The 18,836-nt window shown below is 72.1% G+C and carries 18 protein-coding genes; 7 read left to right on the top strand and 11 right to left on the bottom strand.

The window, feature by feature from the left end; all coding sequences use genetic code 11:
• Complete coding sequence (fghA, locus tag CQ393_RS07835; RefSeq protein WP_153191001.1) at positions 1-831, top strand: S-formylglutathione hydrolase; 831 nt, start codon at positions 1-3, stop codon at positions 829-831.
• 97 nt (positions 832-928) lie between these two features.
• A complete protein-coding gene (locus tag CQ393_RS07830; RefSeq protein WP_153191000.1) occupies positions 929-2,383 on the top strand; it encodes a GGDEF domain-containing protein in 1,455 nt (484 codons plus the stop codon).
• An 81-nt stretch (positions 2,384-2,464) separates the two neighbouring features.
• On the opposite strand, the gene CQ393_RS07825 is transcribed toward CQ393_RS07830, so the two are convergent.
• From CQ393_RS07825 to CQ393_RS07805, 5 genes are all read right to left on the bottom strand, one after another.
• Positions 2,465-3,142, bottom strand: a complete 678-nt coding sequence (locus tag CQ393_RS07825) for an ATP-binding protein (RefSeq protein WP_343199831.1) — start codon at positions 3,140-3,142, stop codon at positions 2,465-2,467.
• A 4-nt stretch (positions 3,143-3,146) separates the two neighbouring features.
• Positions 3,147-3,485, bottom strand: coding sequence for a hypothetical protein (locus CQ393_RS07820; RefSeq protein ID WP_153190999.1), 339 nt, complete (start codon positions 3,483-3,485; stop codon positions 3,147-3,149).
• A gap of 68 nt (positions 3,486-3,553) precedes the next feature.
• A complete protein-coding gene (locus CQ393_RS07815; RefSeq protein WP_153190998.1) occupies positions 3,554-4,498 on the bottom strand; it encodes a DegV family protein in 945 nt (314 codons plus the stop codon).
• A 130-nt stretch (positions 4,499-4,628) separates the two neighbouring features.
• A complete protein-coding gene (locus CQ393_RS07810) occupies positions 4,629-5,897 on the bottom strand; it encodes an amidohydrolase family protein (protein ID WP_153190997.1) in 1,269 nt (422 codons plus the stop codon).
• The gene (locus tag CQ393_RS07805) at positions 5,894-7,303 is read right to left on the bottom strand and encodes an amidohydrolase (RefSeq protein ID WP_153190996.1); all 1,410 of its coding nucleotides are present in this window, start codon (positions 7,301-7,303) and stop codon (positions 5,894-5,896) included. The genes CQ393_RS07810 and CQ393_RS07805 overlap by 4 nt, the downstream gene beginning before the upstream one ends.
• Before the next feature lie 246 nt (positions 7,304-7,549).
• On the opposite strand from CQ393_RS07805, the gene CQ393_RS07800 reads away from it, so the two are divergent.
• Entirely contained in the window at positions 7,550-8,089 is a 540-nt protein-coding gene (locus tag CQ393_RS07800; RefSeq protein WP_153191098.1) for a DUF924 family protein, read from the top strand.
• Between the two features lie 167 nt (positions 8,090-8,256).
• On the opposite strand, the gene grxD is transcribed toward CQ393_RS07800, so the two are convergent.
• Positions 8,257-9,183, bottom strand: coding sequence for a Grx4 family monothiol glutaredoxin (gene grxD / locus CQ393_RS07795; protein WP_153190995.1), 927 nt, complete (start codon positions 9,181-9,183; stop codon positions 8,257-8,259).
• Between the two features lie 61 nt (positions 9,184-9,244).
• Here grxD and CQ393_RS07790 point away from each other — a divergent pair, with 61 nt between their 5' ends.
• Together CQ393_RS07790 and CQ393_RS07785 are read left to right on the top strand one after the other, a co-directional pair.
• Positions 9,245-10,024 carry a polysaccharide deacetylase family protein gene (locus tag CQ393_RS07790; protein ID WP_153190994.1) on the top strand — a complete coding sequence of 260 codons (780 nt, stop codon included), beginning with the start codon at positions 9,245-9,247 and terminating at the stop codon, positions 10,022-10,024.
• Between the two features lie 36 nt (positions 10,025-10,060).
• The gene (locus CQ393_RS07785; protein WP_153190993.1) at positions 10,061-11,311 is read left to right on the top strand and encodes a DEAD/DEAH box helicase; all 1,251 of its coding nucleotides are present in this window, start codon (positions 10,061-10,063) and stop codon (positions 11,309-11,311) included.
• 256 nt (positions 11,312-11,567) lie between these two features.
• Here the strand turns inward: CQ393_RS07785 and CQ393_RS07780 are convergent, their stop codons facing one another.
• From CQ393_RS07780 to CQ393_RS07765, 4 genes are all read right to left on the bottom strand, one after another.
• On the bottom strand, positions 11,568-11,897 hold the full coding sequence (locus CQ393_RS07780) for a DUF6172 family protein (RefSeq protein WP_343199827.1): 330 nt from the start codon (positions 11,895-11,897) through the stop codon (positions 11,568-11,570).
• A gap of 78 nt (positions 11,898-11,975) precedes the next feature.
• Positions 11,976-12,647 (bottom strand): methyltransferase domain-containing protein, encoded by a 672-nt coding sequence (locus CQ393_RS07775; protein WP_153191096.1) that lies wholly within the window; start codon positions 12,645-12,647, stop codon positions 11,976-11,978.
• A 23-nt stretch (positions 12,648-12,670) separates the two neighbouring features.
• Positions 12,671-13,321, bottom strand: coding sequence for an SGNH/GDSL hydrolase family protein (locus CQ393_RS07770; protein WP_153190992.1), 651 nt, complete (start codon positions 13,319-13,321; stop codon positions 12,671-12,673).
• 9 nt (positions 13,322-13,330) lie between these two features.
• A complete protein-coding gene (locus tag CQ393_RS07765; protein ID WP_153190991.1) occupies positions 13,331-14,602 on the bottom strand; it encodes a pyridoxal phosphate-dependent aminotransferase in 1,272 nt (423 codons plus the stop codon).
• A gap of 129 nt (positions 14,603-14,731) precedes the next feature.
• Here CQ393_RS07765 and rsgA point away from each other — a divergent pair, with 129 nt between their 5' ends.
• Positions 14,732-15,829: a ribosome small subunit-dependent GTPase A gene (rsgA, locus tag CQ393_RS07760; protein ID WP_153190990.1), complete on the top strand. Its 1,098-nt coding sequence runs from the start codon at positions 14,732-14,734 to the stop codon at positions 15,827-15,829.
• Between the two features lie 104 nt (positions 15,830-15,933).
• Here the strand turns inward: rsgA and CQ393_RS07755 are convergent, their stop codons facing one another.
• Positions 15,934-17,247 (bottom strand): S41 family peptidase, encoded by a 1,314-nt coding sequence (locus CQ393_RS07755; RefSeq protein ID WP_153190989.1) that lies wholly within the window; start codon positions 17,245-17,247, stop codon positions 15,934-15,936.
• Positions 17,248-17,333: 86 nt separating this feature from the next.
• Between CQ393_RS07755 and CQ393_RS07750 the strand changes: the two genes are divergently transcribed.
• A complete protein-coding gene (locus CQ393_RS07750; protein ID WP_153190988.1) occupies positions 17,334-18,587 on the top strand; it encodes a flavohemoglobin expression-modulating QEGLA motif protein in 1,254 nt (417 codons plus the stop codon).
• Positions 18,588-18,836 lie beyond the last annotated feature (249 nt).

Here is an 18,836-nt window from a genome sequence, read left to right as displayed (position 1 = left end):
ATGGAACGCCTTGAACACCGCGCCTGCTTCGGCGGCTGGCAGGATGTCTACCGGCACCGTTCGGAGACGCTGGGCTGCGACATGAGCGTCGCCGTCTATCTGCCGCCGCAGGCCGAAAGCGGGGCGAAGCTGCCGGTGCTGTACTGGCTGTCGGGCCTGACCTGCACCGAGCAGAACTTCATCACCAAGGCCGGCGCGCAGCGCTACGCCGCCGAGCATGGCCTCATCCTGGTCGTGCCCGATACCAGCCCGCGCGGCGACGACGTGCCCGACGCCGAAGGCTACGACCTGGGCAAGGGCGCCGGCTTCTACGTCAACGCCACGCAGCAGCCGTGGGCGCCGCACTACCGGATGTACGACTACGTGGTCGACGAGCTGCCGGCACTGGTCGAGGCGCATTTCCCGGCCGGCGACGCGCGTGCGATCAGCGGCCATTCGATGGGCGGGCACGGCGCGCTGGTGATCGCGTTGCGCAACCCGGGCCGCTACCGCAGCGTGTCGGCGTTCTCGCCGATCGTGGCGCCGTCGCAGGTGCCGTGGGGCGAGAAGGCGTTCGCCGCCTACCTGGGCCAGGACCGCGATGCGTGGCGGCAGTACGATGCCACCGCGCTGGTGGCGGACGCGACCGAACGCCTGCCGCTGCTGGTCGAGCAGGGCGGGGCCGACGAGTTCCTCGACAACCAGCTGCGCCCGCAGCTGCTGCAGGAGGCCTGCGCAACCGTGGGCCATCCGCTGCAGCTGCAGCTGCGGTCGGGCTACGACCACAGCTATTACTTCATCGCCAGCTTCATCGGCGAGCACATCGCCCATCACGCCCGCGCCATGGCCTGAGCCGGCGTCGGCAGGATGAAGGAGCGCGCGGATCGTCGCGCGTTCCACACGCGGGCCTTTGTTATCGTCGGACCCTCGGCGCTGACAAGGGGAAGGCATGCCGCGGGTGCTGGCGCTCCTGTTCGTGTTGTGCCATGGCCTGGTGCTGGCGATGCTGCCGGCATCGGCGACCGTCCTGTCGTTCTGCTTCCTCATCGCCGCGCCGGTGCTGGCCGCCGCCGCATGCCTGTGGCAAGGGCGGCAGCAGCGGGCCGCGCCGGGCTGGCGGGCCACCGCGCTGGCCATGTTGCTGTGGGCGGGCGGCATGGCCATGAACATGGTCGATGCGGTGCGTGCGGGCGATGCCACCGACACACCGCAGATCAGCCTGCTGCTGTATGTGGCCTACGGCGTGCCGCTGGTGTTCGTGCTGGCGCGCGCCCGGCGCGAGCGCTGGGCGATCAGCCTGATCGACGCCGTGCTGGCGGCCCTGCTGGGCGTGCTGTTCTTCCTGCATACCCGCTACCACGCCAACGCCGGCGATGCCGGCATGAACGGCCTGCGCCTGATGTTCGACATCCAGAACGCCTGCATCGCGGCATTCGCGCTGCTGCGCTGGGCCAGCATGGATCTGCCGGACCGGCGCGCGTTCTTCCGCGTGCTGGCGATCTACGCGCTGGCCTATCTCGCGGTTGCCGGCTACATCAACCACGTCGCGGCCTACATCCCGTTCGGCCAGTACGCCGACCTGCTGATCGACCTGCCCTTCCTGCTGCTGGCGGTGCTGGCACTGCGCGCGCGCGGATCCGTCCCTGCCGTCGAGCGCCCGCGGTTGCGGCATGCCGTGCAGGCGGGCGGGCCGATGATCCTGCCGCTGTTGCTGCTGGTGGTCGCCACGCTGGTGGTGGATCACGCCCGGTACTGGGCGCTGGCCGGCTTCATGGCGGCGATCCTGGGCTTCGGCCTGCGCAGCACGCTGCTGCAGATCGGGCTGCTGGAACGGCAGGCGGCACTGGACGCGCTCGCGCGGCTTGATGGATTGACCGGCGTTGCCAACCGCCGCCAGTTCGATGCCGTGCTGCAGGTCGAATGGAGCCGCGCATGCCGGCAGGAGAGCGCGCTGTCGCTGCTGCTGATCGACATCGACCATTTCAAGCGGTTCAACGATACCTACGGCCATCCGGCGGGGGATCGATGCCTGCGCGAGGTGGCGGCGATGCTGCAGGCCACCGCGGCGCGCGACGGCGACCTGGTGGCGCGTTATGGCGGCGAGGAGTTCGCGGTGGTGGCGCCGGCCACGTGCCCGGAAAGCGCGCGCGAACTGGGCGAACGCCTGCGCGCGGCGGTGCAGGCCATTCCAGCGGGCGTGTTGCCGCAAGCGGTGACCATCAGTGTCGGCGTGGCCGGCATGCGGCCATCGCGGCCACAGCCACCGGAAGTACTGCTGGCCGGTGCGGATACCGCGCTGTACGCGGCCAAGAATGCCGGCCGCAACCGCGTGGAAACGTGGGTGGAAGCCGGGCCGGGGCAGGACATGGCGATCAGCCTGCCCGCGCCGTCCAGCGTGGATTGAACCTGGTCCGCCGGTCGTGGCCCCTGCGCGGTTTGTGCCTCTCTCCTGGCAGAAGCAGAAGGAGGACAACCCGGCAGCATGTCAGTCCGGTGACGGCATGAAATCCGTATAGGCGTAGCGCGCCTCGCGCAGCACCGTCTCTCCCGCGCGCAGGTCCAGCGGCGCGCGGAACATCGGCCCGGCGCTGACGCAGGTATGGAACTCGCCGTTCTCGCCGCAGGCGTCGATGCCGGCGGGCAGTGCGTCGAGCAGGGCGTGGTCGAACGCGCGCCCGGCGAAGGCGGCATCCAGGACCTGCGTGTCCACGCAGCACAGCCGCGCGCGCAGGCCGGCGTCGATCATCTGCCGCGCGAGCGCGGCGGTGTCGCGCCCGAACAGGGGAAACAGGCAGTCCCAGTCCAGTGCCGCGTATTGCTGCTGGCGCCACTGGCGGATGTCCTCCAGCAGCAGGTCGCCAAAGGCGAGCGTGCGCAGCCCCGGCCACCGCCGGCGCGCGCCGTCCAGCGCCTGCGCCATGCGCCGCAGGTAGCCGGCGTTGTCGCAGTCCTGCGGGATCCAGGCGCGCAGCAGCGGCAGGCCGGCGGCGTCGGCCTGCATCCGCAGCACCGCCTCGCGCACGCCCTGCATCGAGGAGCGGTCGTAGCCTTCGGTCAGCGTGCTGAGCAGTGCCACGACCTCCACGTCGCCGCGCTGGCGCAGGACATGCAGCGCCCAGGCGGCGTCCTTGCCGCCGCTCCAGGACAACAGGACGGGGATCACCCGCTCAGCGCACGTCGCGCAGTTCCCAATGGCTGCCGGCCAGCCAGCGCAGGCGCTGCTTGAGCACGTCGCCGGGAATGCGGGTGACGGCGACCAGGTCGATGCGCAGGTCCGACTGCCTGCCGCTCACCGTCGCGTCCGGATCGGTCGCGCCCCAGCTCGGGTCGACATCGTCGGGTTCTTCCTGGGTGGCGCGCCAGCGCTCGAACAGTTCGGGCGTGCGCAGGGCTTGCTGCAGCTGTTCGGCGAAGGCATCGGCACCGTTGGCGGTGAAGGACAGGCGCGGGTCGGTGCCGCGGGCGGCGGCGGGGTCGGGCAGCGAGATCGAGTAGTGCACGGGCATGCGGAGGTCTCCTTGGGAAAGACAGTGTGGCGTGGCCGGCGTCGCGTCCGCGTACACGCCGGCGCGGATCAGGCCTCGAATTCGTGCGGGACGTCGGCGAAGCCGACCGTCACCGCGCCCTTGCCGACATTGACCATGCCGGTCAGGCTCATCACGCTTTCGAGCAGGGCCACGCCGCGCGCCTGGCAGGTCTCGCGCAGGGCGGCGTAGCCGGGCAGGGCGCGCAGTTCGTCGAGCGGGCCGCCGTAGCTGGCGCAGACCACCGGCGTCAGCAGGCCCTGCTCCACGCGCTGGCCGACGAAATCGAACAGCCGCTTCACCGCGTTGTCGAAGCCCTTGATCTTGGCCGCCGGCGCGGTCTCGCCGCGGTAGCCGTGCAGCACCGGCTTGATGTCCAGCGCGCTGCCCAGCGCGGCGGTGAGCAGGCCGACGCTGCGGTCGCCCTTGTGGCGGGCGCGGGCGCGCATGTAGTAGAGGTCGCGGGTGACCATGTAGCCGTGCACGTTGCCGGCCAGCTCCTCCAGCCGTTCGCGCATCTGCGCCACGCTGGCGCCGGCCTCGCGCAGCCGCACCGCTTCCACCGCGGTCACCGCCTGCGCGGCGAACAGGTTCTGGGTGTCGACCACGCGCAGGGCGAACGGCGAGTTGTGGCCGGCGGCCTGGCGGATCGGCCGGTACTCGTTGAGGATGGCGAAGCTGGCCTGCAGCGCGTTGTCGTGGATCGGGCTGCGGGTCTTGGTGATGGTCAGGCAGAACACGTGGTCGTAGTCGATGACCAGGTGCTGCAGGAACAGGTCGCGGATCTGATTGACGCTGAAGGGGATGGTTTCCGCCTCGGCGCCGCGTTCGGCCACGTGGGTATCGAGGAAGTTGAGGGTGGCGTCCTCCTCGCGGTGGTCGGCCAGCACGGCTTCGCCGATCCGGACCGTGATCGGCAGCAGTATCAGCCTGTGTTCGCGGATGAAGTCGGCCGGCAGGTCGCAGGCCGAATCCACGACGATCCCGATGCGCATGATCCAACCTCCCCGTGCGTTGTGTGCCTGCGGTCACACTAACCCAAAACCGCGCCCCGGGCAGGTAGGACAATGCCGCGCGGCGCGCCGCCCGCTCCCGGCGGCGGCGCCGGGAGCGGGCGTGGAAACGTCAGCGGCGGTAGGCCGGCAGCGCCGGCGTCCGGCCCAGGTAACGGTCGCGCAGTTCGGTCTGGCGCGAGCGCATCGGCACCGCGCGCCCGCCCAGCCACATGCGTTCGGCGTAGTGGGCCACGTCCAGCGGGTCGCCCTCCCACAGCACCAGATCGGCCTGCTGGCCGACGGCGATGCTGCCGATGCGGTCGGCTACGCCGAAGGCCTGCGCCGGCACCTGGGTCAGGCCGGCCAGCGCGGCGTCCCAGGGCAGGCCGTTGGCCACCGCGTTGCCGGCCAGCTGGCGGATCTTGCGTGCGTTGTGCGAGGCGTCGCCGTCCTGGCTGAAGGCCACCGCCACGCCGGCCGCGTGCAGGCGCGCGGCGTTCTCCAGCGTCGCGCCGATCTGGTCGAAGCTGGCCGGCAGGTTGGACAGCGCATCGACGAATACCGGCACGCCGGCGGCGGCCAGTTGCGGCGCCACGCGCCAGGCCTCGGTGCCGCCGGCAATCGCGATGCGCACCTGTTCGCGTCCGGCCCAGCGCAGCAGCTGGCGGATGTCGGCGGCGCGGTCCACCCGCACCACGATGCGACCGGCGCCGGCCAGGTAGCGCGCCAGGGTGGCGCGCCCGGCCGGGGTCAGCAGCGCGTGCGGCGAATCGACGGCGATGCGGCCGCGGGCCTCGGCCACCATCTGGTCGAGCAGCATCCACTGCGCGGCGCGCGAGCTGCCGGACAGTTCGGAGCCGGCCGCGCCCATGCGCACGAACAGCATGCGCGGGCCGATCGGATCGGCGCTGCCGTCCAGCCGCAGCACCCCGCCCTGGCCGGCGATGAAGCCGCCGCCGCTGTTGGCGCCCAGCGCGGTGAAGCCGATGCCTTCCACGCGCGCGACCGGTATCAGCACCGAATCGGGGTTGTAGGCCAGGGTGACGTCGAACTCGGGACGCTGCGGCTGTTCCTCCAGCTTCACCGCGCTGTCCACGGTCGAGGCCTCGCCGGAGACCTCCTCCACGCCGATGTCGGTGATGCCGCCGAACAGCGCCGGGGTCAGCGGGCGGCCGCCGGCGTCGACCACCTCGACGCCGGCCGGTGCGGCCAGCGCCGGGCCGACGGCGCGGATCACGCCGCCCTGCACCAGCACGTCGGCGGCGTTGAGCGTGCCGCGCGCGGTGGCGGTGTGCACGGTGGCGTTGCGGACCAGCACGTCCTGGGCGGCGGCTAGGACGGGCAGGGCGGCGGTGGCGGCCAGCAGCGCCAGCCGGCGGATCAGGATGGATGCGCTCATGGCAGTGCCTCCTGGCCGAGCATGAAGTCGCTCAGCGGTTGCCGCCCGCGGTCGCCGCGGTCGTAGGCCTGGAAGCCGTCGACATAGACCTTCTCGGCCAGCGCGTAGGAACCGAAGGGGTTGCCGTTCCACACCACCACGTCGGCCATCTTGCCCGGCTCCAGCGTGCCGGTGCGTTGCTCGATGCCGAGCGCGCGCGCGGCGTTGGCGGTGAGCCAGCGGATGGCGTGTTCCGGCGTGATCTCGTCCATGCCGGCGCGGCGCGCGCTGGCGATGACCTTGGCCGCTTCCTGGTTGAGGCGCTGGATGCCCTCGGGCGAATCGGAATGCACGATGGCGCAGCTGTTGGCCGGGCGGTCGACCAGCGCCAGGTTCTCCTGGATGCCGTCGAAGGCCTCCATCTTGAAGCCCCACCAGTCGGCCCACAGCGCGCCGCAGACGCCCTCGGCGGCCAGGCGGTCGGCCAGCTTGTAGGCCTCCACGCCGTGGTGGAAGGCGGCGATCTTGAAGCCGAACTCCCTGGCCAGGTCGAGCATGGTCGCCATCTCGTCGGCGCGGTAGCAGTGGATGTGCACGCGGATGTCGCCCTGGATGGCGCCGGCCAGCGTATCCAGCTTGAGGTCGCGCTTGCCGCCGCTGTCGCCGGAGCTGTCGCCGTTGTCGCCGCCGCCGAAGCGGCGTTTGCGCTTGACCGGGGCGGCGGTGTTCTTGGCGATGTACTCGCTGGCGTCGATGAAGGCCGCGCGGTAGCCGGCGACGTTGCCCATGCGCGTGGCCGGCGCGGTGCCCTTGCCGCCGTACACGCGCTTGGGGTTCTCGCCGCAGGCCATCTTCAGCCCCCATGGCGCGCCGGGGAACTTCATCGCCTGGTAGGTGGTGGCGGGCAGGTTCTTCAGCGTCACGCCGCGGCCGCCGACCAGGTTGGCCGAACCGGGCAGCACCTGCATCGCGGTCACGCCGCCGGCCAGCGCCGCGGCGAAGCCCGGGTCCTGCGGCCACACCGAATGTTCGGCCCAGACGTTGGCGGTCACCGGCGCAGTCATCTCGTTGCCGTCGCCATGCGCCTGCACGCCGGGACTGGGGTACACGCCCAGGTGCGAATGCACGTCGATGATGCCCGGCGTGACCCACTTGCCGCGCCCGTCCACGCGCACCGCACCGGCCGGCGCCTGCAGCGCGCTGCCGACCGCCACCACGCGGCCGTCGGCCAGCAGCACGTCGGCATCCTCCAGGCGGCGCCCGGTGCCGTCGAGCACGGTGGCGTGGCTGATCAGCACCGGCGCCGAGGGAACCGGGCGGTAGGTGCTGGGGTAGGGGTCCTGCACGAAGCGCGAGGCGGCGGGGGCGGGCGCGGGGTGCGCGCAGGCCAGGGCCAGTCCCAGCCCGGCCAGCAATCGATGTCGCATGGGGTCTCCCTGTGCGGCGGATGGTGTGCGCACGCTAGCGGCCGTCCCGGTTCCTGCCAAGTGCATGGAGCGGCGTGCATGCAGGCGCGGGCGGGCTGGCGGTGCGCGGCCCGGCGGCCGGGGCCGCGGTGGTATCCAGACACGGGCCGGCCGCTTAAGCTGCACCGTCGCGGGCCCGTCCCGCGCCGCCGGCGCGGCCTTGCGGCCGGTGGAACGATCAGGAAAGGGCGATCAGGAAAGGGAGTGATGGAAGCAGTACAGACAGTAGTGGAATTCTGGCGTTCGGCGGGGCCGCGGCGATGGTTCGCGCGCGACGACGCCTTCGACGACGAATTCCGCCTGCGCTTCCTGGACCTGCATTACCGGGCCGCGCGCCGCGGCTGCGAGGAATGGCTGCACGGCGCCGACGGCGCGCTGGCGTTGCAGATCCTGCTCGACCAGTTCCCGCGCAACTGCTTCCGCGGCACCGCGCATGCCTTCGCCACCGACGGACTGGCGCGGCACTACGCCACCCGCACCATCGAGGAAGGGCTGGACCGCGAACTGACGCCGCAGCTGCGCGCCTTCATCTACCTGCCGTTCGAGCATTCGGAAGACCCGCAGGACCAGGAGCGCTCAGTGGCGATGTTCGAGGTGCTCGGCGACCTGGAATACCTGCGCTTCGCCGAACTGCACCGCGACATCATCCGCCGCTTCGGGCGCTTCCCGCACCGCAACGCCGTGCTGGGCCGGATCCCCACGGCGGAGGAACTGCATTTCCTGGCCGAGGGCGGTTTCGCCGGGTGAGGGAGGGACGTGCGTTGTCCCCCCGTCGCCCTTCGTAGGAGCGACTTCAGTCGCGAAAGGGGCTTCACCGGGAATGCCCCTTCGCGACTGAAGTCGCTCCTACGGGGCGTACATGCAGAACGCCGGCTTTCGCCGGCGTTCTTTTTGTCGCGGTGGCGCCCGCCCGATCAGTAGCGCGGCACGCTGGTGTCCACGTCCTGCGCCCAGGCGTCGATGCCGCCGGTGACGTTGTGGACGCGGGTGAAGCCCAGGGCGCGGAACTGCTCGGCGGCCTGCGCGCTGCGTCCGCCGCGGTGGCACAGGAAGGCCAGCGGGGTGTCCTTGGGCAGCGCTTCGAGGCGGGCGCGGGTGTCGCCGTCGAAGGTTTCGAACGGGGCGTTGATCGCGGCGACGGCGCGCTCGTCGGCCGGGCGCACGTCTACCAGGGTCAGGGTGCCGGCGCGCAGCTGGTCGTCGGCGCCGCGCACGTCCAGTTCCTGCACCGGCTTTGGCGCGTTGGGGTTGTCGATGGCCAGGCCCTGGCCGCGGATGTCGTCCACCCAGTCGATGGTGATGCCGTTGGCGCGGCGCGCGCTGGCCGCGTCGAACTGCACGCGCAGGCCGTTGGATTCGGCGGCGATGGCGTTGGCATCCAGCGGGGCCAGCTGGAAGTTCGGCTGGAAGCGCGCATCGATGCTCAGCTGCAGCGCGGCGCCCGGGGCGTCGGCCAGCGCGCCCTTGAGCATTTCCACCGCGGCCGGGGTGACGGTGATGGACGGCGGGGTGCGGTCCGGCGGCGCCACGCCGAGCAGGGCGCTCAGCTCGCCGCTGTTGGCCATCTGCAGCACGATGTCGCTGCCGCCGACCAGTTCGCCGTCCACGTACAGCTGCGGGATGGTCGGCCAGTCGCCATAGGCCTTGATGCCCTCGCGGATTTCCCCGTCGGCCAGCACGTTGACGTGGGCGAAATCCACGCCCAGGTCCTGCAGCGCGCCGACCGCCTTGGCCGAGAAGCCGCACTGCGGCATGGCCGGCTGGCCCTTCATGAACAGGACGACGCGGTTGGCGCCGAGGATGGATTCGATGCGTTCGCGCAGGGCGGGATCCAGGGACATCGTGAACTCGTGGGGTTGGTCGTAGACGGAGCCGATTCTACGCCGCATGGCATCATGGGACATGACCGCCACGGGAACCCTGCATCGCACGCCGACCCATCCCTGGCGCTGGATCGGCTGGCTGCTGCTGTCGCAGGCGCTGGTGGCGCTGGCTTGGGCGTGGCTGGGCTGGAAGGCCGGGCTGCCGCTCATGCTGGCCAGCCACGCGCTGTTCGTGGTGCCGGTGTTCCTGCCCAACAGCGGCTTCTACGCGCCGGTACTGTCGCGCCTGCCCGGCCCGGCGGTCTGGCTGACCATCGACGACGGCCCGTCCGACGACACCCTGGCGATCCTCGACCTGCTGGAGCGCTACGACGCCAGGGCCACCTTCTTCATGGTCGGCGAGCGCGCGGCGGCGCGGCCGGAGCTGGTGCACGAGGTGCTGCGGCGCGGGCACGGGCTGGGCAACCACAGCCAGTCGCATCCGCAGGCGTGGTTCTGGCGCCTCGGGCCGCGGCGGATGGCCGGGGAGATCGGCCGTTGCCAGCAGGCGCTGGCGGCCATCGCCGGCACGCCGCCGCGCTGGTACCGCTCGGTGGTCGGCATGACCAATCCCTTCGTGGCCGTGGCCCTGCGCCGGCATGGCCTGGCGCGGGTGGGCTGGAGCGCGCGCGGGTTCGACGGCGTGCATTGCCGGCCCGACGCGGTGGTGGCGCGCATCGCGCGCACGCTGGCGCCGGGTGCGATCGTGCTGCTGCACGAAGGCGCCGCGCACGGCCACAACCCGGCCATCATCGAATCGGTGCTGCGGCAGTTGCAGGCGCGTGGACTGCCCGCCCGCCTGCCGCCGGAAACCGCTTAGACTCGCCGCCCCGCCGGCGGCCCCTGGAACCGCGCCATGCCCTTTTCCCGACTCGGCCTGTCTCCCTATGTATTGCCCGCGCTGCAGCGCGCGCTGCGGCAGGCCGGCTACGGCGCGCCGACGCCGATCCAGCAGCAGGCGGTGCCGGCGCTGCTGAAGGGACAGGACGTGGTGGCGCTGGCGCCGACCGGCTCGGGCAAGACCGCCGCCTACGTGCTGCCGGCCCTGCAGCGTTTCTTCGCCGCCCCGCCGCGCAAGCCGCGTGCGCTGCGGCAACTGGTGCTGGTGCCCACGCGCGAGCTGGCGCTGCAGGTGGCCGACGTGTTCGCCACGCTCGGCCGGGAACTGCCGCGGCAGCCGCGTGTGGTGTGCGCGGTGGGCGGGGTGTCGATCAATCCGCAGATGATGGCGCTGCGCGGCGGCGCCGACGTGGTGGTAGCCACGCCCGGGCGCCTGCTCGACCTGCTGGCGCACAACGCGCTGTCGCTGCGGCAGGTGCAGCTGCTGGTGCTGGACGAGGCCGACCGCCTGCTGGAGCTGGGCTTCGGCGACGAACTGCGGCAGATCCTCGCCGAGCTGCCCGCGCAGCGGCAGACGGCGCTGTTCTCGGCCACGTTCCCGGAGCAGATCGAGGCGCTGGCCGCCGCCGGCCTGCGCGCGCCGCAACGGCTGCAGGTCGATGCGCAGGCGCCGCCGGAAATCGAACAGCGCGCGCTGCGCGTGGATGCAGGCTGCCGCGTCGAACTGCTGCTGTCGCTGCTGGATGATCCGCGCTGGCGGCAGGTGCTGGTGTTCGTCGCCAGCATCCGCGAGGGCGACCGCCTGGCCGGCGCGCTGCGCAAGGGCGGCATTGCCGTGCAGGCGCTGCACGGCGACCTGTCGCAGGGCCGCCGCGTGCGCGCGCTGCAGGCGTTCAAGGACGGCGAGCTGCAGGTGCTGGTGGCGACCGACGTGGCCGCGCGCGGTATCGACATCGCCGGCCTGCCGGTGGTGGTGAACCATGAACTGCCGCGTTCGCCGGCCGATTACCTGCACCGCATCGGCCGCACCGGCCGTGCCGGCGCCACCGGCCTGGCGGTGAGCTTCGTCGAGGCCGCCGCGCTGGCGCACTGGCGGCTGATCTGCAGGCGCCATGGCCTGCGGCTGGAACCGGAAGTGGTGCCCGGTTTCGAGCCGAAGGATATGGAGCAGGCGCCGCCGGTGGCCGATGGCAACGGCGGCATCAAGGGGCGCCGGCCCAGCAAGAAGGACAGATTGCGCGCTGCCGCGCAGGCGAAGCCGTCCTGAACATCGCGTCGCTGGGCGGCGCATCGAAGCGGTAGAGCAGGGCAACGCCCGCTGGAGCGTTGCCGGACGGGCCCCGCCCGACGTCGCACGGCGCTACCGGGCTGTAGCGATGCGTCCCTCGTGTAGAGCATGGCATCGCCCCGCTTGTGACATTGCCGGGCAGGCCCGGGCGTCGCCCGGCGCTACAGAACCGCAGCGATCGGTCCCTTTGTAGAGCGGGGCATCGCCCCGCTGGGGCATTGCCCGGCGCGGCGGATCAATCCTCGAAATCGCTTTCCGCTGCGACGGTCGGTTCCGCCGCCGGGCGCGGCGTGCGCTTGCCCGGCTTGCGCAGCACTTCCACGTAGAACTGCTTGTTGCCGGCGGCGACCAGCGCGTCCACCGCGCGGATCAGCTCGGGGAACGGCACGGCCTGCGCGCTGGCCTCGTCGACGCCGGCCCTGCTGTCGAAATCCCAGAAGTCGGCGCCGGCCGGCAGCGCCTTGCCGCGCTCGCGCTTGATGTACTTGCGGATGTCGTGCTTGCTGGCTTCCAGCAGGCGGTCGGGGTGTTTGCCTTCGATGTCGAGGCGGTAGGTTCTTCTCACGGGGTTCTCGTCATGGCGCCGACCCGGGCGGGTGGCAGGGAATGGCGCGATTATCCGCGCAAACGGCGCGGCCGTGGTTCAGGCGCGGCGGGCGACCAGCAGCCAGTTGTTGAACGGGGTGTTGCCGTACAGCGGCGCGAGGCTGACCTGCAGGCCGGCCTGCTCGAGCAGCGCGCGCAGCGTGGCGGCGTCGGGATAGTGGCGCGGGCGGAACTGCATCCAGCCGATCCAGTTGGCGGCGCGGTCGCCGATGCGCGAGATGCGGCCGCGGCGGCTGTCGTCGGCCAGCGCCATGCGCAGCACCAGGCGGCCGTCGCCGTCGAGCATGGCCGCGGCCTGCCGCAGCAGGGCCGACTGCGCCTCGGCCGGCAGGTACTGGAGCACGTCGAGGATCGCCACGCTGCCGCGGTGGGCGGGCAGGGTGGTGGCCAGGTCCATCACCTCGAAGTCGCTGGCGGCCAGGCCGGCGCGGCGGGCGACGCCGGCGGCGCGGCGGATCTTGGCCGCGTCGTTGTCCACGCCGCGGTAGGGCAGGGCCTGGCCGTCGTGGCGCAGTGCATGCGCCAGCAGGCCCAGCCCGCAACCCATGTCCAGCAGCGGCGCGTCGCTGCCGCGTAGGGCATCGAGCACGCCGGGATAGAGCGGGTCGCTGCGCAGCTTGGACAGCACGTAGCAGTAGTCCCAGCGGTTGCCCCAGGGATGGCGCGGGGCGAACGCGCGGGCGATGGTCCGGGCGTCCCGGGCGGGCATGGCCGCGGCGGCGCCTGCGCTGCTCACGTGGCGGGCAGGTCCGCCAGCAGGTCCGCCGCCACCGGCAGCGCCTGTTCCATCCACAGCCGGTACATCGCCGCGGACGGGTGCAGGCCGTCGTCCACCAGCATCGCCGGTTCGGCGCCATGCGCGCGGCTGGCCGGGGTGATGTCGACGAAGGCGACGCCGTAGTCGCCGCAGCAGGCGCGGGCGGCGGCATTGAAGTCGTCGATCTCGCGCGCGACCACGGCGGCGTCGCGCTCGTGCGCGGTCGCGTAGGGCGTCACGCCCCAGTCGGGAATCGACAGCACCAGCCCCCGCCGCGGGTCTTCGGCGGCCAGCGCGATGGCCCGCTGCAGCAGCTGTTCGAACTGCTGGCGGTACTCGGCCAGCGGCCGCCCGCGGTACTGGTTGTTGACGCCGATCAGCAGGCTCGCCAGCGCGTACGGCCCCTGCGGCGCATCCGCGTCGATGGCGGCGGCCAGTTCGTCGGTGGTCCAGCCGGTGGTGGCGATCACCTGCGGGTCGTCCAGCGCGATGCCGCGCGCGCGCAGCGCCGCGGCCAGCTGGAACGGCCAGGTGCCTGCGGCGGGCACGCCTTCGCCGATGGTGTAGGAATCGCCCAGCGCCAGGTAGCGCGGGGCAGGGGCGGAAGCGGCGCCGGTCGCGCTCATCGACGCGCCTCAGGCCACCGCGCTGCGCGTCTTCAGCGGCACCACCTTGGTGACCCGCTCGGCGCGGCGCGCCAGCACGCGGTCGATGCGGCCGAACACCTCGCGCATGGTCGCGGCCTCGGGCAGCAGGGTCACGCGGAAGTGGTGGCGGTAGGGCACGTTGAAGCTGGAACCGGGCACGACCAGCACGCCCTCGTCGTTCATCAGTTCCAGCGCGAATTCGTGGTCGTCGAAGCCCTGCGCGGCCGGCCCGACCACCGCCGGGAAGGCGTACAGCGCGCCGGCCGGCGCGACCAGCCGCAGGTGCTCGCTGGCGTCACAGGCCTCGATCACGGCGCGGCGGGTCTCGTACAGGCGGCCGCCCGGCGCGCACAGCGCGGAGATGGTGTCCGGGCCGTTGACCGCGGCCTCGATGGCGTACTGGCCGGGCACGTTGGCGCACAGGCGCAGCGCGCTGAGCAGGTCCAGCGCGGCGCGGAACTCGCCCAGCCGCTCGGCGGCGCCGGACAGCAGCATCCAGCCCACGCGCCAGCCGCAGGCGCGGTGCACCTTGCTCAGGCCGCTGAAGGTCAGGCACGGGTGGTCGCCGGCCAGCGGCGCGACCGGCTGGAAGGTGGCGCCGTCGTAGAGGATCTGGTCGTAGATCTCGTCCACCAGCAGCAGCAGGTTGTGGCGGCGGGCGACGGCGACGATCTTCTCCAGCAGCTCGCGCGGGTAGCTGGCGCCGCTGGGATTGTTCGGGTTGATCAGCACGATGGCGCGGGTGCGCGAGGACACCAGCGTCTCGATCTCCACCGGGTCGGGCTGGAAGCCGTTCTCCGGCGCGCAGCGGTAGTACACCGGGCGGCCGTCGTTGAGGATGGTGGCCGCCGACCACAGCGGGTAGTCGGGCGAGGGCACCAGCACTTCGTCGCCCGGGTTGAGCAGGGCGCGCAGCGACAGGTCGATCAGCTCGGACACGCCGTTGCCGAGGAACACGCGGTCGGGGTGGGCGTCGGGCGCGCCGCGCCGCGCATAGGCCGCGGCGATGGCCTCGCGCGCCACCGGCAGGCCCTGCTGGTGGGTGTAGGGGTCGGTGCGGCCCATGTCGTCGGCGATCGCGCGCTGCAGGTGCTCGGGCGCGCGGAAGCCGAAATTGCCGGGGTTGCCGATGTTGAGCTTGATCAGCCTGCGGCCCTGGGCCTCCAGCTCGCGGGCTCGTCGGGCCAGTTCGCCACGGATCTCGTAGCGGACTTCGGACAGGCGTTCGCGGGTGGGCAGCGGTTTGGCAGGGCTTGACATGCGTGGGGCCGTCATGGGCGGGAAACCGCATGGTAGCGGAATTGCTGCGTTGCGGGGCGATGGTTCCGCGCGGAACGGAAATCGGCCCCGGCAGGCGGCCGCGAACGCCGCGCCGCTTAGAATTGGCCGATGACCGACACCATCGATTTCACCGCGCTGGGCCACATCGGCTGGCCCTGGCCCGGCCCACCCGAAGCGCCCGCATGGCAGGCCGCCCTCGCCGCGCACCCGCAGGCGCGTCCGGCGCGGGTGGTCGAGCAGCACCGTTCCGGCTACGTGGTGGCCGACGCGCCCGACGCCGCGCTCAAGGCCGAGTCGCTGCCGGAATGGCAGCGGCCGCGCTTCCCGAGCCACGAGCGCGCGGCGGTCGGCGACTGGGTGCTGCTGGAGGAGGCGCGCATCGTCGCGCTCCTGCCGCGGCGCACCTCGATCAAGCGCGGCGCGGCCGGCGAGCATTACCACCAGCAGGTGATCGCGGCCAACATCGACACGGTGTTCATCGTCTGCGGGCTGGACGCGGACTTCAACCCGCGCCGGATCGAGCGCTACCTGATGCTGGCCGGCAGCGGCGGCGCGGCGCCGGTGGTGGTGCTGACCAAGGCCGACCAGACCGAGTACGGCGCCGACGCGCTGGCGGTGCTGGAAGACCTGGCCGCGCAGGACATCCCGCTGCTGGCGATCAACGGCAAGGACCCGGCCAGTGTCGCGGCGCTGGCGCCGTGGCTGGGGCCGGGCCGCACCGTGGTGCTGGTCGGCTCCTCCGGCGCCGGCAAGTCCACGCTGACCAACACGCTGCTCGGCGAGGACCGCATGAAGACCGGCGAGGTGCGCGGCAGCGACTCGCGCGGCCGCCACACCACCACGCACCGCGCGCTGCTGCCGCTGCCCGGCGGCGCCTGCCTGATCGACACGCCGGGCATGCGCGAGCTCAAGCCCACCGGCGAGGAAACCCTGGCCGAAGGCGGTTTCGCCGACATCGAGGCGCTGACCGAGCAGTGCCGCTTCCGCGACTGCTCGCACCAGCACGAGCCGGGCTGCGCGGTGCGCGCGGCCATCGAACTCGGGCAGATCGACGAAAGCCGCCTGCTCAACTACCTCAAGCTGCGCGAGGAAGTGGCCGCCGCCGCGGCCAAGCTGGCGCAGCGCCAGGCCGAGCAGGCCACCGAGCGGCGGAGCAGTGGCCGCGGCGCGCAGTGGCGGCCGGCGGGGAAGCCGAAGCGGCGTTGAGGCGCCGCCCGGCCGGTGCCGGGCATGCCCGGCAAATGCAGGAATGGCGGAAGCATGGGGTTGCCGACCGGGGCGACGGTATCGGGTGTGTACCCGGCGTGGAGTCAGATGTCCTTGTCGTCCGCTGTCGGCTTTTCGCCGGCGTCTTCGGCGTCTCCCGTGCCCGCGCGTGCTTTCGCCAGTTCTTCGACAATCCTCGCGACCACGTCCAGGGCCGGGTCCCGGCCCTCGCTGACCGCTTCCGGCGTCCAGGGTGCGGCAAGATCGGGCGTGACGCCCTTGCCCTCCAGCACCTGCCCGCCGCCGGTGCGGATTTCCTGCATGCCGATGGAAAGCTCGCCGCCGTCGGGCAGGTCGATTCCGCGCGAGGCGACCACGGCCCCCGCGGTGGTTTCGCCGATCAGCATCGCGCGTCCGCTTTCCCGCAGGCGGGCGGCGAGCAGTTCGGCCGCGCTTGCCGAGGCCGCATCCACCAGTACCAGCAGCGGGCCGTCGCCATACCGCAACGATGGCGAAGCCGGGCCTTCGGCTTCCCGTCCCCGCCGCGTCTCCAGCCAGGCGAAAACGCCGTCGCCATCGAGCATCGCGTAGACCTCGGCCGCGACCCGGGCGATGCCCCCGGCATTCCCCCGCAGGTCGATCACGATGCCTTCGAGCCCGTCCCGCTCGCGCGCGGCGGCGAACGAGGCGCGCAGCCATTGCAGGCTGTCGTCGTCGAACAGCTTCCAGTGCAGGTACAGCAGGCCGCCCGGCAGGTAGCGGCTTTCCCGCATCCGCACCGGCGGCAGCGGGCCGGGGACGAGACGGTGCCCGTGCTGGCGGCCTTCCCGGTCCTTGAACAGGAACAGGGCCGGTTGCCGCTCGCGCCTGCGGTGCATCCAGGGCGGTTGCCCGTCGATGCCCAGGAGCTGCCAGCCCGGCAATATCCCGGCCGCGGATGCGGCGCTGCCGGGAAGGACGGCCAGCACGGATTCGCCCCTTCCGGACTGCGCCCGCATGAAACCGTAGCCGATGCCGCCATCGCTGCCGCCATTGCGCAGGGCAGCGGCGTTGGCGGCGCGTTCGCCCGGCGCCACGGCATGGCTGTGGGCATCGCCGAGCGTGGCGAGCACTTGGTTCAACGCGCTGTAGAAGCTGTCCTCGTCGGGCTGGGCGACCGCGCCGGCGCGTCGTTCGCGGGCGAGGCGGGTGAAGCCGGCGGGGTCCCGGTAGAACAGCCGCCTCGCATGGCGCACGGCGGTGTCGTAGGTTGCTGCGTTCAATCCGGCGCGCTGTGCGGAGCCATCGGGCACCTCGATGCGGGCGGGCAGTTCGCCGCTGCGGGCGTAGGGAACCGTATTGCAGCCGGCAAGCGCCGGCAGGCAGGCCAGCAGCAGGTGGAGCAGCGGCAGGGCGCGGCGCGACGTCGGCAGGATCATCCCTTGCTCCAGCGGGTTCGTGCGACTGTAGGTGCACGCCCGTGTCGCGGACAATCCGTCAGGGCACGATTGACCAGGGTGTGCACATGAACGCTACCGGCATTTCCTCCGATCCGGCCATCGCCCACCACGCCGCGCTCGATGCGCGGCTGGTGGCGGCGGTGCGCGGCATCCGCCTGCTGACCCTGGCGAGCTGGCCGGCGTCGACGCAGGCGCCGTTCCTGGACAGCGTGGCCCGCGGCAATCCGGTGCTGCCGCAGGTGGCGTATCCGAAGCACGATTTCAGCCAGGCGCGGCGCGAGCTGGAGGCGATCGCCGCGGCGGCCGATCCGGGGCATCCGCTGGGGCGCTACCTGCGCGACTCGGCCGCCAGCTGGGACCTGGCCGCGCGCCTGCTGGAGGCGCTGGGCACGCGCGAGGTGGATGCGCTGTCGGCGCAGCTGTTCGGCACGCCGGAACAGCCAATGCCCGGCCACGGCCCGACCGCGCGCGAGGCGGCGCGGCATTTCATCCAGATCGCCAACGAACTGGACCACGAGCTGCTGGCGCCGGAGGAACAGGTGCCGGTCTCGGCCGTCGCGCTGCAGCTGCAGCTGCAGAACGACCTGGACGGTTTCTTCGAGTCGCGCGTGATCGCCGTGGTGCTGGACCCGGACCTGATCGCCAAGGCCGCCGCCGGCGCCACCCAGATCCGCCTGCGCAGCGGCGCCTGCTTCAGCGTCTACGACCGCGCGCAGCTGTTCCACCACGAGGCGCTGGTGCATTCACTGACCGCGCTCAACGGGCGCCGGCAGGCGGTGCTACCGAGCCTGGCGCTGTCCTCGCCGCGCATCACCGCCACCCAGGAGGGACTGGCGACGTTCGCCGAGCAGATCACCGGCAGCATCGACATCCAGCGGCTCAAGCGCATCAGCCTGCGCATCGAGGCGATCGCGATGGCGCGCGACGGCGCCGATTTCGTCGAGGTGTTCGGCTACTTCCGCGACGCGGGACAGACCGCCGAGGAGAGCTTCGCCTCGGCCCAGCGCGTGTTCCGCGGGGTGCCGGCCTGCGGCGGCGGCGCCTTCACCAAGGACACCGTGTACCTGCGCGGGCTGGTGTCGGTGCATACCTTCTTCCGGCAGATGCTGCGCGACGAGAAGCTGCGGTACTGCCACTGGCTATTCGCCGGCAAGATGACGCTGGACGATGCGCAGGCGCTGGCGCCGCTGTTCGAGAGCGGGGCGCTGGCGCCGCCGCGCTGGCTGCCGCCATGGCTGCAGCGCGCCAACCGGCTGGCCGGCACGCTGGCGTTCTCGCTGTTCGCCAACCGCATCCGCATGGACCGCATCGACGACTAGCCGTGTAAACCCGGCGCGTTGTGCAGTGGCATGCGTGAGAGGGGAGGGTTGCAGCCGAGGCTGGCGTCCAGTCTTCCGGGACTCCCCCGGATGAAAACCTGCTGAGAGATCACGACTAGCCGGTGGGCGTACGGGGCTTTGGTTTCGGATGCAACGGCCAACCCCTCGCATTGATTGGGTGATCCACAACCGCAGGCTATGGATGGTGCCCGGGCGCGTGTGCGGGCGTCGCCGGCGGGCAGGGCCGCG

This window comes from Stenotrophomonas sp. MYb238 (genome assembly GCF_009496535.1).
Lineage (GTDB): Bacteria > Pseudomonadota > Gammaproteobacteria > Xanthomonadales > Xanthomonadaceae > Stenotrophomonas.
Note: the sequence above shows the minus strand (reverse complement) of the source record. Positions and strands in the feature narration are given on the sequence as shown.